This is a genomic window from Limosilactobacillus agrestimuris, from assembly GCF_943193105.1.
Classification (GTDB): Bacteria; Bacillota; Bacilli; order Lactobacillales; family Lactobacillaceae; genus Limosilactobacillus; species Limosilactobacillus agrestimuris.
Map to the genome: position 1 here is coordinate 25,163 of NZ_CALPCW010000007.1, position 16,202 is coordinate 41,364.

Annotated in this window: 9 protein-coding genes; 1 reads left to right on the top strand and 8 read right to left on the bottom strand. The window is 40.1% G+C overall.

Going from position 1 to position 16,202, the window contains the following annotated elements; all coding sequences use genetic code 11:
* Positions 1-34 precede the first annotated feature (34 nt).
* From NFR46_RS05695 to NFR46_RS05715, 5 genes are all read right to left on the bottom strand, one after another.
* Entirely contained in the window at positions 35-7,336 is a 7,302-nt protein-coding gene (locus NFR46_RS05695; protein WP_251575486.1) for a DUF1542 domain-containing protein, read from the bottom strand.
* A gap of 346 nt (positions 7,337-7,682) precedes the next feature.
* Positions 7,683-9,176, bottom strand: coding sequence for a degradosome RNA helicase CshA (gene cshA, locus NFR46_RS05700; protein ID WP_251575487.1), 1,494 nt, complete (start codon positions 9,174-9,176; stop codon positions 7,683-7,685).
* A 64-nt stretch (positions 9,177-9,240) separates the two neighbouring features.
* The gene (locus NFR46_RS05705) at positions 9,241-10,623 is read right to left on the bottom strand and encodes a UDP-N-acetylmuramoyl-tripeptide--D-alanyl-D-alanine ligase (RefSeq protein WP_251575489.1); all 1,383 of its coding nucleotides are present in this window, start codon (positions 10,621-10,623) and stop codon (positions 9,241-9,243) included.
* Positions 10,624-10,784: 161 nt separating this feature from the next.
* Complete coding sequence (gene htpX / locus NFR46_RS05710) at positions 10,785-11,684, bottom strand: zinc metalloprotease HtpX (RefSeq protein WP_251575490.1); 900 nt, start codon at positions 11,682-11,684, stop codon at positions 10,785-10,787.
* Between the two features lie 10 nt (positions 11,685-11,694).
* Complete coding sequence (locus NFR46_RS05715; RefSeq protein ID WP_251575568.1) at positions 11,695-12,255, bottom strand: LemA family protein; 561 nt, start codon at positions 12,253-12,255, stop codon at positions 11,695-11,697.
* 164 nt (positions 12,256-12,419) lie between these two features.
* Between NFR46_RS05715 and NFR46_RS05720 the strand changes: the two genes are divergently transcribed.
* Positions 12,420-12,890, top strand: a complete 471-nt coding sequence (locus NFR46_RS05720) for a low molecular weight protein-tyrosine-phosphatase (protein WP_251575491.1) — start codon at positions 12,420-12,422, stop codon at positions 12,888-12,890.
* A gap of 263 nt (positions 12,891-13,153) precedes the next feature.
* On the opposite strand, the gene NFR46_RS05725 is transcribed toward NFR46_RS05720, so the two are convergent.
* The 3 genes from NFR46_RS05725 to NFR46_RS05735 all read right to left on the bottom strand — a co-directional run bounded on the left by NFR46_RS05725 (position 13,154) and on the right by NFR46_RS05735 (position 16,085).
* Positions 13,154-13,873: a class A sortase gene (locus NFR46_RS05725; protein WP_251575492.1), complete on the bottom strand. Its 720-nt coding sequence runs from the start codon at positions 13,871-13,873 to the stop codon at positions 13,154-13,156.
* 66 nt (positions 13,874-13,939) lie between these two features.
* Positions 13,940-14,839 (bottom strand): alpha/beta hydrolase, encoded by a 900-nt coding sequence (locus NFR46_RS05730; RefSeq protein ID WP_251575493.1) that lies wholly within the window; start codon positions 14,837-14,839, stop codon positions 13,940-13,942.
* On the bottom strand, positions 14,826-16,085 hold the full coding sequence (locus NFR46_RS05735; protein WP_251575494.1) for a PTS transporter subunit EIIC: 1,260 nt from the start codon (positions 16,083-16,085) through the stop codon (positions 14,826-14,828). Before NFR46_RS05735 ends, NFR46_RS05730 begins: the two co-directional genes overlap by 14 nt.
* Positions 16,086-16,202 lie beyond the last annotated feature (117 nt).

Below are 16,202 nucleotides of genomic sequence, written 5' to 3' on the forward strand. Positions count from 1 at the left end.
TTTTGATTCAGTTAACTAGTTACTAGCTAACTTACTAGTCTTCCTTCTTCTTACCTAACTTGGTAAAGCCGAAAAGACCGGCTAGACTTGCAGCAGCTAAGCCAACTACACCAAGACCAGCGTTAGTTTGATTACCAGTCTGTGGTAATTGAGCTGCCTGCTTATTAGCATTAGTCCGAACAGCATTCTTACTATTTAGACCAGTAGCAGAAATCTTTGCACCATTTGATTGACTTGTTGTAGCACCAGTTACTGAACCGGCTTGACTACCATTATTATTCGTAGCTTCACCTGAACCATTATCAATGGTACTACCGTTGTTACCTGATTGTTCATTTTGGTTATCCGAACTAGTAGCAACCTTAATTCCATTAATAGCAGCGATTCCGTCATTCTTAGCATTCTCAACTTCAGCCGCGCTATCAACACTATCAATGTTCTTCTTAGCGGTATCAGCAATTACCTTGACCTCATTCTTCAAATCGGCCTTTTCCTGATCGCTTAAGTTACTTGCATCAATTTCATCATCCTTATTCTTAGCAGCCTGATCAATTGCTGTCTTGGCAGCATCCTTGGCATCAGTAATGCTTGGAATATTAATGTTGTTAATCTTCTGAACACCATTATTTTGTGCTTGGTCAACCTGGCTTGCTGTTGTTGCATTATTGACTGCTTGCTTAGCCTCATTAGCAGCCTGATCAACTTGCTTATTCAAGTCAGCGGCCTGATCAGCAGTAATAGTACCAGCATCTTGAGCGGCCTTGATAGCATCCTTCTTGGCTGTTGCTGCGTTATCGATGGCAGTATTAGCACTATCCTTTGCTTCGTCAAGAGTTGGTGTTACAGGGGTAGTTGGTACCTTAATATCATCAATCTTCTTGACACCGTCTTCTTGGGCTGCCTTAACTGCACCATCATTTTGAGCAGCCTTGATAGCGTCCTTAGCATCCTTAGCGGCTTGGTCAACCTGGTTGTTTAAGTCTTGTTTTTCATCACTAGTTAATGGTGATTTAGCAATTTCAGCCTTCTTACCAGCGGCAGCGTTATCAATTGCTGCATTAGCAACATCCTTGTCAATTGCTAACTGACCGTTATCAGTAGCCTTCTTAACATCACTGTCAGTATTAGCATTATTGATCGCTTCTTGAGCAGTCTTAGCATCATGATCGATTGCGTCCTTAGCTACTTGCTTTTGGTCATTAGTCAAGTTAGTGTCTTGATCAATTGCCTTCTTAGCGTTATCAACAGCATCCTTAAGGTCAGTTGTTGCTTTGGACTTAGCATCTGAAGTTTCTGGGATAGCAATCTTGTTGATGTTATCAATACCATCATTCTGTGCCTTAGTTACCTCAGCATCAGTTGAAGCATCATCAATCGCCTTGTTAGCAGCTGTTTGGGCGTCACTAACTTGCTTCTTCAAGGCAGTCTTTTCGTCTGATGTTAAGTTGGAATTGTCAATTGCCTGATTCTTGGCATCGGCAGCCTTAGCAACCGCATCCTTAGCTTCCTGTTGCTTCTCAACCAAACTTGGAACCTTGATGTTGTTAATATCATTCAAGCCCTTAGTTTCAGCATCCTTAACAGCATCATTAGTTGTTGCATCCTTGATTGCTTTAGTAGCATCATCCGCAGCTTGATTTACCTGATCAGTCAAATCTTGTTTCTCTTGATCAGACAAGTTCTTAGCATTATTGATCTCATCAATCTTAGCATCCTTAGCAGCAGTAATTGCGTCAGTTGCATCATCTTGAGCACCATCTAAGGTTGGAATAAACAAGTTTGTGATTTGGTCAATTGCATTGTCACAAACACTCTTTACCCCATCATTAGTTGAAGTTGCTGGATCGTTAATCTTAGCAATTGCATCATCAGCAATCTTGTTAACCTGATCAGTTAAGCTCTTTTGCTGATCAGCATTTAAGTTCTTAGCATCACTAATTTGCTTGTCCTTAGCTTCTTGAACCTGCTTGATGGCATTAATTGCGTTTTGCTTAGTTTCATCCAAACTTGGAACAGTAACACTAGCAATCTCTTGAATACCCTTATTTTGAGCATCAGTTACAGCATCGTTAGTCGTAGCCTTAGTGATGTTGTTCTTAGCAGTATTTGCGGCATCAGTTGCCTTGTTAATCAAGTCTTGCTTTTCTTGATCACTCAAGTTAGAAGCATTGTTGATTTCATTAGTCTTAGTATTTAAGGCATCATCAATTGCCTGGTTAGCTGCCTTCTTAGCATCATCCAAGTTAGTGAAGGTAATGCCTTTAATACTGTCAACACCCTTACTTTCAGCATCCTTAACAGCATCATTGGTAGTTGCGCTATTGATGTTGTCTTTGGCAGTCTTAGCAGCTTCTTCTGCCTTATCAATCAAGCCTTGCTTTTCTTGATCACTCAAGTTAGAAGCGTTATTGATTTCATTCTTCTTAGCATTTAAGGCATCATCAATTGCTTGGTTAGCATCCTTCTTAGCATTATCAAGACCTGGAATTGAAATATTCTCAATGTTTTGAGCACCAGTATCAGCAGCAGCCTTTGCTTCATCATTAGTCTTAGCATTGTTGATGTTGTTAATAGCATCGGTTGCAGCCTTAGTAGCATCATTAATTAATTGTTGCTTCTCATCATTTGACAAGTTAGAAGCATTATTAATTTCATCCTTCTTCTTGTCCAAGGTCTTATTAATTAAATCAGTGCTTTGCTTCTTGACATTAGATAATCCAGGAACAGTTACATCAGCAATTGCTTTTTCACCATTAGTCTGAGCAGTAATTACAGCTGAATTGCTGTCGGCATTCTTGATGTTTTCCTTGGCGGTGTTAGCGGCTTCGGTGGCCCGCTTAATCAAATTTTGCTTCTCTTGATCGGTAATGTTAGTAGCGTTATTGATTTCATTAGTCTTGTCTTGAAGAGCTTTATCAATTGCTGTATTTGCAGCATCCTTAACTGGAGAAGTAGTTGGAACATTGATCTTGTCAATAGCATTTACGCCATCTTCTTGTGCCTTAGTTACTGCTGCTGGAGTAGTTGCATCGGTTACTTGTTGCTTAGCATTATTAGCTGCTTCATTAATTAAATCAGTATAAGTTTGTTTTTCTTCTTTAGTTAATGGATCCTTAATGTCATTAAGCTTGCCAGCTACTGCGTTATCAATGGCTGCATCGGCTACAGTCTTATCAATAGCAAGTTGACCAGCATCAGTGGCCTTCTTGATATCATCGTCGCTCTTAGCATTATCGATGGCATCTTGAGCATTTTTAGCGTCGGTATCAATTTGGTTCTTAGCTGCTTGCTTTTGATCATCAGTTAAGTTGGTATCCTTATCGATGGCATCCTTAGCATCTTGAACTTGCTTATCAAGGTTTTCTTTGGCCTTGTCTTTTTCTGGTGAAGTTGTTGGAATCTTAACACCGTTAATTGCCTTAACACCATTATCCTTAGCAGTAGTTACTTCAGTTGGAATAGTTGCGCTATTGATGTTGTCTTTGGCAGTCTTTACTTCCTTAGCTACTTGATCATGCAACTTGTTTTGCTCATCAGTAGTTAATGGAGAGTTAGCAATTTCTTTGTTCTTGCCAGCAGCAGCGTTGTCAATGGCAGCATTGGCAACTGTCTTGTCGATAGTAACTTTTCCAGCAGTTACGGCAGAAGTTACTGCATCATTGGTAGTAGCATTATTGATAGCTTCTTGAGCAGCGCTAGCATCGCTATCTACTTGAGCTTTAGCTGCATTTCTTTCGTCTTCAGTTAAGTTAGTATCTTGATCGATTTCCTTCTTAGCATCAGCAGCGGCTTTATTGATGTTATCTTTTGCTTCGTCCTTTTGAGTTGAAGTTGATGGAACATTAATGTCATTAATTGTCTTAACGCCATTCTTTTGAGCAGTAGTTACATCTGCTGGGGTAGTTGCTTTAGCAATTGCATTCTTAGCAGTAGTAACTTCTTGAGCAACTTTATCATCCAAAGCCTTCTTTTCATCAGTGGTTAATGAAGATTGAGCAATTTCTGCCTTCTTGCCAGCAGCAGCGTTGTCAATGGCAGCATTGGCAACTGTCTTGTCGATAGTAACTTTTCCAGCAGTTACGGCAGAAGTTACTGCATCATTGGTAGTAGCATTATTGATAGCTTCTTGAGCAGCGCTAGCATCGCTATCTACTTGAGCTTTAGCTGCATTTCTTTCGTCTTCAGTTAAGTTAGTATCTTGATCGATTGCTGCCTTAGCTGCATCAACAGCAGTAGTTAAATCAGCAGTAGCTTTTTCCTTAGCATCCTTAACACTAGTTGTAGCACTAGTAGTTAAAGCACTTTGTGCGTCTGTAATTGCCTTAGCTGCTCTATCAACATCGGCTTGAGTCAATGGAGATGGTGCTGTAGTTGGATCCAATAATTGTTGACCTGCTTTTACTGCATCATCGTATTGCTTTTGATAATCAGCACTAGCATCTTTGTAGTCATTGCTTGCTTTTACGGTATTGGCATTATCGACTGCTGCTTTAAGCTTGCTGGTGTCAGTTGCCTTACCATCTAATGCGTTCTTTGCTTCATTAATCTTATTCAATGCAGTTGTTAAGCTTTCAACTGTTGGATTTTGAGCCTTTAAGGCATCACTACCGGCACTAATTGCATCTGTATATGCGTTCTGCTTAGCAGGATTTGCATTGTAATAAGTTGCAGAGGTCTTTTCAAAGTCTGGAGCTGCGTCAACAGCAACTTGAAGCTCTTGTTTTACCTTGTTGAGATCACCGTTTAAAGCAGCCTTGGCATCAGTAATTTGCTTAGCTGCAGCGTCAAGTTGTTCTGAAGTAGCGCTAGAATTTCGAAGAAGAGTGCTACCAGCACTAATTGCATTAGTATAAGCAGTCTTAAGATTGTCAGTAGCATTAGTAAAGTTAGAACCTGTTTCAACATTAGGAGCTTCAGCAACTAACTTTTGCAATTGATCACGGTAAGAATTGGTCATCCATTCAGAAACAGTCTTAGTATCTGTGTCACTAGTTACAAAGTCCTTAGCTCCATATACTGAAACTTGGTCAGTGTCCTTTAATTTACCAAGGTTAACAGTAAACTTGCCGTCTGCTCCTGTTTCAGCAGTGTAAGGAACTTGAGAAGAAGCTGGATCTCCAGTTGCTTCAGCTGTCCAAAGAGTTTGTGAATCTGTTGGAGCAACTTGATGAACTTGACCATTTACTGAAATATAAACATAAGCGCCCTTCTTATCAGCGGTATTAGCATTACCACTCATGGTGTATGTGCCGTCAGCATTCTTAACAAACTTAACGCCAGAAAGGTTAACTTCTTCACCAGCAGCAACTAAATTAATCTTGTTTTTAGCATTATTTCCAGCAGTTCTAGTTGCTGTAGTTGTAGCTTCATCGTAACTAGTTACCTTAGTGACAGTTGGAGTACCATTACTAGCATAAGTAATGTCAATCTCACCGATTGGTTGACCATCAGCTGAGGTCTTTACACCCTTAAATTGAACTTTACCGTTCTTAATTGCAGTGGCATCATCTGGCATTGAAATGTTAAATAATTCTGGTTGAGTTGAAGTAAAGATACTACCATTACCAAGTGATACACCAGTAGCTTGGGTACCATCACCAGTTACATCAAAGGTACCATGGTGACTGATAGCGATTGTTGAATTTCCATTTGAAGTAACAACTGAACCCTTGTAATCACCCATGTTAGTAGCATTAACCTTGAATGAACCACCATTAACATTGATGGCAGCATTACCGTTAATGTAAACCGGATCATCCCAACCTTGATAGCGGTAATATGGTGTACCATCAGAATCAATGTTCAAATTACCATTAACGTTAATCGTTGCACCAGAATTCAAGTAAAGAGCACTAGAAAGGTACTTATCTTCGGTATTCTTTGTCAAGCTAATGTCTAGGTTACCACCTTGATCAATATTCAAAGTTGTATCACCTTTTGATGCAATCCCACGGGCAATCCCATCCATATTCATCCCATTAATTTGTTCTGGGCCATTTTGAGTATGTGGATTTAAGGAAACTTGGGCCCCATTCTTAACGTTGATCGTTGTTTTTCCCCCATCAACTTCAAGAACATTTGAGTTAGTAGTGGTTAAGGTGACATTACTACCAGAATTAAAGTTAATTGTGTTCGTTCCACCAGCAAATTGAATTACCTGTTGATTATTACCACCCTGACTGGCTTGAGACTTATTATTTAGTGGACTGGTATAAGAACCCACTGAATGAGCAGTAACATTACCATCAAAGTTAACTGTCGTGTTATATCCAGAATCAGTATAAATTAATTGTGACCCGGTGTAGTTAACATTATCAAAAGTATATGATCCAGCACTTCTAACAATACCGAAATAACTTCTACCATATAAGTCTAAGTCTTTGAAAGTAACTCCATAATCGTTACTGTACATGTTGAAGCCATAACCATTAAAGTCTACAGTATAGTGCTTACCATCAGCAGATTGAATTGTAATGTTACGTTTATTAGAAATATTGGTATTGGTGTAGTTGCTACTAGTCTTTTCACCTAAATCAATATTCGCACCAATGTTAATCGTCGTTGCGGTTCCATTTTGAATTGCATCAATTAATCCTTGGGCATCAGTAACGGTTACCGTAGCTGCTTCATCGTTAGTAGCCGCCTTTATTTGCACTAAGGAAGCCATCGCTGCTTGGACCTTAAGAACGCTTCCCTTAGTAAGACTTAAAATAGTAGTCTTGCCATCGTTTGCCTGAGCGTCATTGTTTTCTTCATCCTTTACAGCTGCTTGATCAGTCGTGGTTGATTGATCCTTAGCAGTGGTTGAAGCATTATCGTCAGCTGTTGCCTTCTTTACTGAAACGGTCTGAGCGTTATTTGCCTTAGCAGCTTGATCTTCGGAAGCTTGGTCGGTCTTTGATTCAGTAGCTGTCTGCTTGTCGACATTCGTTTGATTCTTGGCGCTATCAGAAGTATCTGTCTTCGTATCAACACTTGCCTGATCCTCAGTCTTTGTTTGTGCTTGAGCAGTGGTTTGGTCACCAGATTGTGCAGGTGTCGTTGTCTTAGCTGATGATTCAGTTGTGTCTTGGTTAGTCTTAGTCTTAGTCAAAGTAACCTGCTTCTGATCAACTAAGGATGTCCCTCCCTCATTGGTTTTCTGGGTGTCAGCTGCCTGATCACCAACATTAGTAGTATCAGCGTGAGCGACTAGCTGTCCACCGCCATATACACTGAATGTTACCCCTAAAAGGACGGAAGCAACACCAACATTAAGCTTCCGTAAACCGAAGCGCTGTTTTTCGTTCTCCCGATTTTTACTTGCAATTAATTTCCGGTTATTCTTTGATACCATTGAATACCCTCCCCTAATTGTTAACTACAACAAAATCGATTACTTACTCCAAAATTAGTTACTTATAATTAACTAATCATACTATCAGTCAATAAACGAATAGTTAATTTATACTTTCTTCGTAAAGCAATCAATTATCCTATATTTCATTTCCTTTTGATAAACATTTTCCTGATTAGTAAATCGAAAATTTTTTCAAAATTACTACACAATTAGTTTAACTTATTGGTAACTTATAAGCAATTAACTTTACTTACTATCAATTAGTCTTAAATAAAAAAAGCAATCCAAAGATATTAGTTTAACTAAATCTCTGAATTGCCTTAAATATTAAATCTCAGTTAGTCTAATCTTCCCGATGACGGATATTAAACGCATGTCGACTAGAATGATTATCGTGACGACGGGAACGACTCCGACCACCGTTGTTATGACGACGATGACCACCATAGTTGTTATGGCGATGATCACGTGGACCACGGTAACCATGTCCAGAGCGACCATTACGGTGGCTCCGTCGTGGCAATGGTCGTTCTGGGGTAATCTTAACTGGAACATCACTTGCTGGTTGCTTTGTCATTTCATTCAAAAGAGCAGCAACAAGATCGGTTGCATCATGAGTAGCTAATAACTTCTCAGCAGCTTCCTGGTAACGTTCTGTGGAGTCCTGAGCGATTAATTCATCGATATCATTAAAGGCACTGGCAACTTGCCCCTTAAAGGCTTCTTCAGCAGTTGGCGGCTTCAATGGGAGCATCCGAACCCGGGTTAATTTCTCAATTTCACGCAGGTAGTCCATCTCATTTGGTGTAACAAATGTTAAAGAAACACCATGATGTCCGGCACGACCAGTCCGGCCAATTCGGTGAACATAACTATCCGGATCTGACGGAATATCGTAGTTATATACGTGGGTTACTCCGGAAATATCTAATCCTCGCGCTGCTACATCGGTTGCAACAAGAATATCCAGTTCACCACGTTTAAATTGCTTCATGATCTTAGTTCGCCGATCCTGACTTAGATCACCATGGATCCCGGCCGCATTGTAACCCCGAGCAGCCAGTCCCCGTGACAATTCATCAACTCGACGCTTAGTTCGACCAAAAACAATGGTAAGGTCAGGATCTTGAACATCAATCAGCCGAGTCATAATATCGAACTTTTCGTAGTCCCGAGCTTTTACGTAATATTGATCAACTAAATCAGTTGTTAATTCCTTCGCTTTAATCCGTACCATTGTCGGGTCAGTCATAAACTTAACACCAATCTTCTTAATTTCTGGTGGCATTGTAGCGGAGAATAAGAGTGTTTGCCGCTCAGCAGGTGTTTGGTTGATAATTGCTTCAATATCATCTAAGAATCCCATATTAAGCATTTCATCAGCTTCATCAAGAACTAATGTCTTAATATGGTCTAATTTAACCGTATGCCGGTTTAAGTGATCACGAAGACGACCCGGCGTCCCCACGAGAACTTGTGGGTGTTGCTTCAAGTTACGGATTTGGCGACGAATATCTGCCCCACCGTAAACAACCTGAACGCGAACATGCTTATTCTTTCCTAAACGGAATAATTCTTCTTGTGTTTGAATTGCTAATTCACGAGTTGGTGAAATAATAATCGCTTGGATATTTGGATTATCCGTATCAACATGTTCGATAATCGGTAAACCAAACGCTGCGGTCTTTCCTGTTCCGGTTTGCGCTTGACCAATTACATCTTGGCCCTTCAACACCATTGGGATGGTTTGTTCCTGAATTGGTGTTGCCTCTTCGTAACCACTGCGCTTGATTGCCTTTAACAAACTATCTGACAATCCTAATTCACTAAACTTCAAATATGTTCCTCCTAAAAATTACCAGCCGACTAAACAAGCTCTGTCTGTCGGCTGGTCTTGCGATTTATTTTGTTGTTAACTTTGCTAAAACTTTTTCTAAATGGATCCCGTGGCTAGCCTTCAATAACACGAGATCCTCAGCATTAATGGTTGCCTGTAAATCTGCAACTAATTGATCTAGTTCATCCGTCGAATAATGATGAATTGCTGAAGCGGGATAACCGTCATTCTCCAGTTCATTTTGAAGATTCTTCATTTCTGAACCAACAAGGTAAACCTCTTCAATCTTGTCAGCATCAATGTTTCCAGCCAAACTAGCATGAAGCCGTGCCGAAGCATCCCCTAATTCAAGCATATCACCCAATACAGCGATTCGCTTCCCGCTCGTTGGTAATTCTTCAACTGTCTTCAAAACTTGCTTAGCGGCGGTTGGATTTGAGTTATAAACATCACTTAAAATATGCTCACCCTGAGCACCTTCAATCCATTCCGCACGATTCTCGGTTAATTCGACATTCTTCAATGCCTTTTTAATGTGAGCTGGTGTAATGTGGAGTTGTTTACCGACAGCGATTGCTGCTAATGCGTTATTAACATTATATTCACCAACCATTGGAATCGTGAATTCTTCGTCTGGCCACTCATTAACCTTAAAATCAATTGACGCTTCGTGTTGCTTAACGCTAGTTGCGTAGAAATCATCAGTTAACTGACGCCCAAACGTAATCTTGTGTTGTTCAACATCAGCTGCTCGCTCTTGAAGAAGTGGTTCATCACCATTAAAAATAAAGGTGCCGTCTTCTTTCAAGCCGTGAGTGATTTCCATTTTAGCATCGGCAATCTTATCACGCGTCCCAAAGAATTCAATATGAGCCTCACCAATCATTGTAATGACCGCAAAGTCTGGTGAAACTAACTTACTCAGGAAATCAAGTTGTCCTGGACGATCCATTCCCATTTCAACAACGACAACTTCAGTGCTGGATTCCATATTTAATAGGGTTACTGGCACCCCAATCTCATTATTAAAGTTAGCGTGGGTTTTAGTAACGTTTAACTGGGTACTAAGGATTGAAGCTGTCATATCCTTAGTCGTTGTCTTACCATTACTTCCGGTAACCGCAACAACGATTGGATTAATCTTGTGCAAGTAGTACTTACTTAGTTCTTGTAACGATTCAAGCGGATCATCAACAACCAGAATTGGTTGATCATCTGCTACTGTTACATCATGATCACCTGCCCATAGAGTAGCAACTGCGCCATTGGCAAAAGCACTTTCAACATATTGGTGACCGTCTTGGGCCCCTTGAAGTGGAATAAATAATGCTCCGGAATCGAGTTGCCGACTATCAAAAGCCACACTCGTAATTTCAACATCTTTCCATTGTTCAATATTGTTTTCTGCGCCGATTGCCTTCGCAATTTCGGCCAATTTCATTTTCATGGAAAAGCTCCCTCTATCTCCTATATCTAAGTCTAGCTTTTTAATTATATCACGTCACGAATAGATTAAAAAGCAGCACGATAATAAAGTCACCAGGTGCTGAATCTCGATAAACGAATCAGCTCCTGGTGACTATTAAATTGAATATATTAAGTTAACAGTTACATCTCTTCTAGCCGCTTAATCCGGTCCTCAAGCGGCGGGTGGGTATCAAAAAGGTGGGCAAACCGTTTATGATGGCGGTTAAGCTCAGGATCACTAATGTATAGTGAGGAGCTACTTGGTGCCACATCTTTCATCGGCTGGGCGTTTTGCAATTTCTCTAACGCACTGATAAGGCCATGGGGATTCCGCGTTAATTCTACAGAACCAGCATCGGCTAGGTACTCACGATTACGCGACAATGCCATTTGGGCAATTGAAGCTGCTAAAGGCGCTAAGATAATCAGCAAGATTGAACCAATTATGGCAAAAACGCCAGCTGCACCATTATCATCGTCATTAGAGCTTCGTCTCCCTCCAAACCACCAAAAGTTACCAGCAAAGTTAACCAAAGCTGTAATTGCAGAGGCTAATGCTAAGGCAATTGTCTGAAGACGAATATCATAGTTCCGGACGTGGCTCATTTCATGTCCCATAACTCCTTCCAGCTCTTCCCGGTTCATAATTTGGAGAAGACCAGTTGTTGCCGCAACGGCTGAATGCTGCGGATCATTACCAGTTGCAAAGGCGTTAGGACTTGGATCATCAATAATGAACACTCGCGGCATTGGTACTTGGGCAACCATCGCCATGTCCTCAACCACATGCCATAGTTCTGGTGCTTCCTGTGCAGAATGAATCTCACGTGCATTGTTCATATTCATCACTACCTCAGTCGACTGGCTAATCATTACTGACATGTAAATAGCCACCAGAACTCCCGCAATAATAATTCCACCAACAGCAGTTCCGGCAAAAAGGTAGCCGATTGCTGCACCGATTAAAGCAACAAGGATAAAGAACCCGGTCAATACTAGGACCGTTTTCCGCTTATTACTTGCGATTTGTTGATACAACATTTTAAATCACCTAATTATCAAATGAAACCTTAGGAACTGCCTTTGCTTCCTTAGGTACTTGAAGGTAGTCCATTTGCTTAAAGTGGTGAATCTTAGCAATAATGTTGCTTGGGAATGATTGGATCTTGGCATCCAAGTTAGCAACAGTTGAATTATACAATTGACGGGAATAAGCAATCTTATTTTCAGTATTACTTAGTTCTTCCATCAATGATTGGTACTGGGTACTAGCCTTTAGATCAGGGTAGTTTTCCGCAACTGCAAATAATGACCGTAACGTTCCCGTTAATTCATTAGAAACTGCCATTTTTTGCGCTCGGTCACTATCAGGAATATTTTCTAGTTGACTCCGGAGCTGAGTAACCTTTTCTAAAGTACTTGCTTCGTATTTACTGTAACCTTTAACCGTTGATACCAAGTTAGGAATTAAGTCATTCCGTCGTTGAAGCTGAACATCAATTTGACTCCAAGATTCTTGAGCGTGGGTTCGTAATTGAACCAAGTCATTATATAGGCCAGCGTACAGGGCGATTAGCAATATCACAATTACAATCACAACAATTGTCGCTATCATATTCTCTTCCTCCTCTTTTAACTTGTTATTTAACAAAACAATTTCTCAGTATCTACTATAATACCAAATCCATGGTTACTGAGCGACAACTAGGTCACTAATTTAGCAAAATATTAGCAAATTCGGTATGATAGAGAAAAGTTCTCAATGAGGTGGTCAAAATGAAGATTCTCTTTGTTTGTCTCGGTAACATTTGTCGTTCCCCAATGGCAGAGGCAATGTTTCGCCAAATGGTTGATGAAAAGAATTTAAGTAACCAGATTGAAATTGACTCTGCAGCAACTAGTAATGAAGAAGAAGGTAACCCACCACATCCTGGTGCACAAAAAGCAATGCGCCACCATCACCTAGATCCAAGCGGCCTTATTTCACGGCCAATCACTAAGACTGACTTTGATTCTGCAGACTATATCATTTGTATGGATGACATGAATAAGCGGAATCTCTTACGGATGGCACCAGTAAATGATCGCCATAAAATCTACCAAGCATATGATATTGTCCCGGGTAAAGCTGGAACTATTATTCCTGATCCTTGGTATACTCACCGTTTTGAAGATACATATCAAATTCTTGCTGAAGCCCTTCCCTACTGGTTAACTAAACTAAGTAATGAAGTTCAAGCTAAGTAAATTTTCACCAAATTTCGCTAATTTCTTGTGGTATAGTATAGTTACGATTAATGGAAAGTGAGGCTCTCAATATGGCAAAGTATGTTGTAGAATTAAGTGAAGAAGATTACCAAATGATCAAGGATTGTCATTCAAAGAATCCTTCCTTAATGAAGGCAATGGATGAAGCTAAGAAGGTAGAAAAGTAATTTACCTTAATTCCTAATAAATGCAGGGAGGGCTCCAGAGTTCGGATTTACCGATCTTTGGAGCCCTCTTATTTTTTATGAATTTCTTCCAGTTGTGTACTTACTGCTGAAGTTATGTTGGACTTGTTGTGGAGCCTTATTAAATGGCATCTTCTTAACATAACTCCCCCGGACCATTAACCGGTGAGCACCAGTTTCATCACACGTAATCAAGGTAATAATCTTGTTCTTGGTATTGTTAACAACTTCAACTTCTGATGGATCAATAATTTTTCGTTCATAAATCTTATATTCATAAACGTTCTTTAAATCGGTAATGTAGACCCTTTGACCAATCTTAGACTTGGAGTAAAGTGGTGAGAAGAGAACCTTACTACCATTAGCCATGTTATGACCAGCTAACGCATAGTTACCTTCCCCCATCTTCATGTTCGGCCGCATTGTTCCGGCCGCCAAAGCTAACGTTGTGTTGTCGACTCCGTTAGCAATTGGAATCGTTAGATCAATGGCAGGGACAGTAATCTCACCAATAATATTAATCGGCTGTTTCTTTGCCCGCGCCTTCGCAACTGTTTGGAGACTCAGATCCTGCGCATCACTATAGTCATAGTTAGCACTACTCTGCTTGGCTTGATTCTTTTGAATTGCTTGCCGAGTAATTTGTGGTCGGTAACTTTCCGTTAAGTAGTATTTAATCTGTTGGTTAAATATAAGGACCACCGCAACTAACAGTAGAATGACCACCGCAGTCCAGCGAAGCCAACCGCGAGATTTTCTTTGCTTTTGTTGTTTCACCTTTAAAATTTCCTTTCGTTTAGTAAGCTAGCAATAGTATAACCTGTTTTAATTTTTTTGAACAGTTTAGCGATCATCATTATTCTGATTAGTTTCCCGCCGATTAACCGGGTTATTAGGGTTCTTACCATCAAGGAGGTATTCCTCAATAATTTTCACAATTTGTTTATTTTGTGGAAGACTAGAATGCTGTGCCTCATCCCCAGTTACGGTCATTGTCGTATAATGGGCAACACGTTTTTGAAAGATATATTTACCAGCTTGAACACTTTCCTCAGGAACTAAGCCGTCTGAATCATAATTTTCCGTGCCGGCAATTGAGAAGACGTTCAGTGTCTTGGGAAGTTTATTCCGGTATTTTTTCAGTTCCGTAAACATCTGTGTCGGTGTCTCAATTGACTTTTCCGCAAAGTTATACGGTGTTCCCAAGGTCATTAAACTTTTAATCTTAATTTGGTCGTCATACTCTGAATAATAATGTTCTAACCAGTATGTCCAAATTAACCCACCATTTGAATGACCAAATGCCTTAAAATTGTTGAAATAGTATTGGTTAGTCAATTCACCGAATGCCTCATTTAACATTGAGGCTTGCTTTTTGATGTTAGAAAGACCATCTTTATTATTTTCAAAGCTAATAATAATAAACGGTTCGTTATCGTTTCGTGCAATCGTTCCGTTATAACTGATCTTTCCGTTATTATATACTTCCATCTTTAGAACACTATGTTTTTTCTGGGTATTCTTATTAAGGATTTGAATTAACTGGTTAAAACGCTCCTTAGTCGCAGAACTACCAGGAACCATAATTACCGGTGACATTCGTGACTTTTCCTGCAGTGCTAAATATTTGTTACTGTGTTTCATCCAAATATAGGTTGGCAAAGCGATTAAGATCAGTACAATAATTAACGAAATTAGAATTCGACGACTTTTCTTGCGTGGATTTTCCTCAATCTTGAGCATAATAATCCACCTCCGAAGGGTCTAAATACAGTTTCTGTTCAAAGTGATCAATAATTTTAACAAACGGAATGAAGCACCAAACATCTAAGACGAATAAAGCTAACGTAAAGATCAGTACGAGCCAATTCCCATTACTAGCGATGAAACTAATTAATGGCCCCGGTGTCCCCATTAAAACCGGATATGGTGTTGGCGGGATCAAATGGATCGCAATCGCCACAGCAGCAATCGCAATATTCACAACCGGTAATAATAAAATTGGGAACAAGTAAAGGGGATTCATAATAATCGGAAGACCAATCATTGCGGCATACTGTGAATTAAAGAGTGTGGGAATTAATGTCCACCTGGCCACCTGGTGTTGTCCCTGACTCCGTGAAGAAATAATAATTGCGACGGTCAAAGCAAGTAACAATCCGTTGCCACCAAAATTAGCAAAGGAGTTATACAAGGAACCACCAAAAAACGGGTGAGGAACATTCCATGCCGAACCATGACGAAGGGCATAACTAAGGTTACTAGCAAATGGTCCACCACTTAAAATCATTCCTGAATTGGCAACGGAACCTAAACCGAGCCAATCAAACGTTGTTATCAACATTGTTCCGGCAATTGTTAGTAAAATCCCCTGGTTATTGTGGCCAACCGAAATCATTTGGGAATAGACATTCCGCAGAACCTTACTTAACCAACCAAAGTTAAGGATATATGTAAAAATCATTGCCAAAATAACAGACATTACCAATGGCTTCATCGCGTACAATGAACGCTCACGGACACTAATAATCTGGTTAGTCTTCTGAAAATTACGCTCAACTCCTAGCCAATGATATATCTGTCCCACCGCATACCCAACGATCAAGGCAATTAATAAACTTTGCGTCCCTAAAAGGCGCCAATTAAAATTGGTTGCCCGATCGATCGTAACGTGGCCATACTCAAATGCAATAATCAGAATCACTATAATTCCCGTTACCCCAGCAAGCTGAGAATCCCGATGGTAAATCCTCGCGGTATATTTAGCTGCTGCATAAGCGACCAATATCCCGAAAAGGTTAAAAATAATCTTATCGATTCCAATAAAGGCGGACTGTAATCCAGTCATTAGCCAATCAGGAACCCAATCACCGAAATAAGCAATGTTATAGAATAAGCCATTTTGACTGAGAAAAGTTCGGTAGATCATCTGCGAAAATGATCCTAATAACGCAAAGGGAAATAACATTGACAACGTCTGGCGAACCACCCGAAAAAACGAGCAGCCGTTCAGCTTCATTATTGCCCATATTAAACGTCGAAGCATAAATCATCATTCCTTTTGAAAAGCTAATTTCATTATACATACCTTAGTGTTGTCTACACC

Excerpts from the sequence above, each read along its gene's own strand:
- NFR46_RS05695 (WP_251575486.1), bottom strand. The coding sequence starts at position 7,336 with ATGGTATCAAAGAATAACCGGAAATTAATTGCAAGTAAAAATCGGGAG.
- NFR46_RS05705 (WP_251575489.1), bottom strand. The coding sequence starts at position 10,623 with ATGAAAATGAAATTGGCCGAAATTGCGAAGGCAATCGGCGCAGAAAAC.
- htpX (WP_251575490.1), bottom strand. The coding sequence starts at position 11,684 with ATGTTGTATCAACAAATCGCAAGTAATAAGCGGAAAACGGTCCTAGTA.
- NFR46_RS05720 (WP_251575491.1), top strand. The coding sequence starts at position 12,420 with ATGAAGATTCTCTTTGTTTGTCTCGGTAACATTTGTCGTTCCCCAATG.
- NFR46_RS05730 (WP_251575493.1), bottom strand. The coding sequence starts at position 14,839 with ATGCTCAAGATTGAGGAAAATCCACGCAAGAAAAGTCGTCGAATTCTA.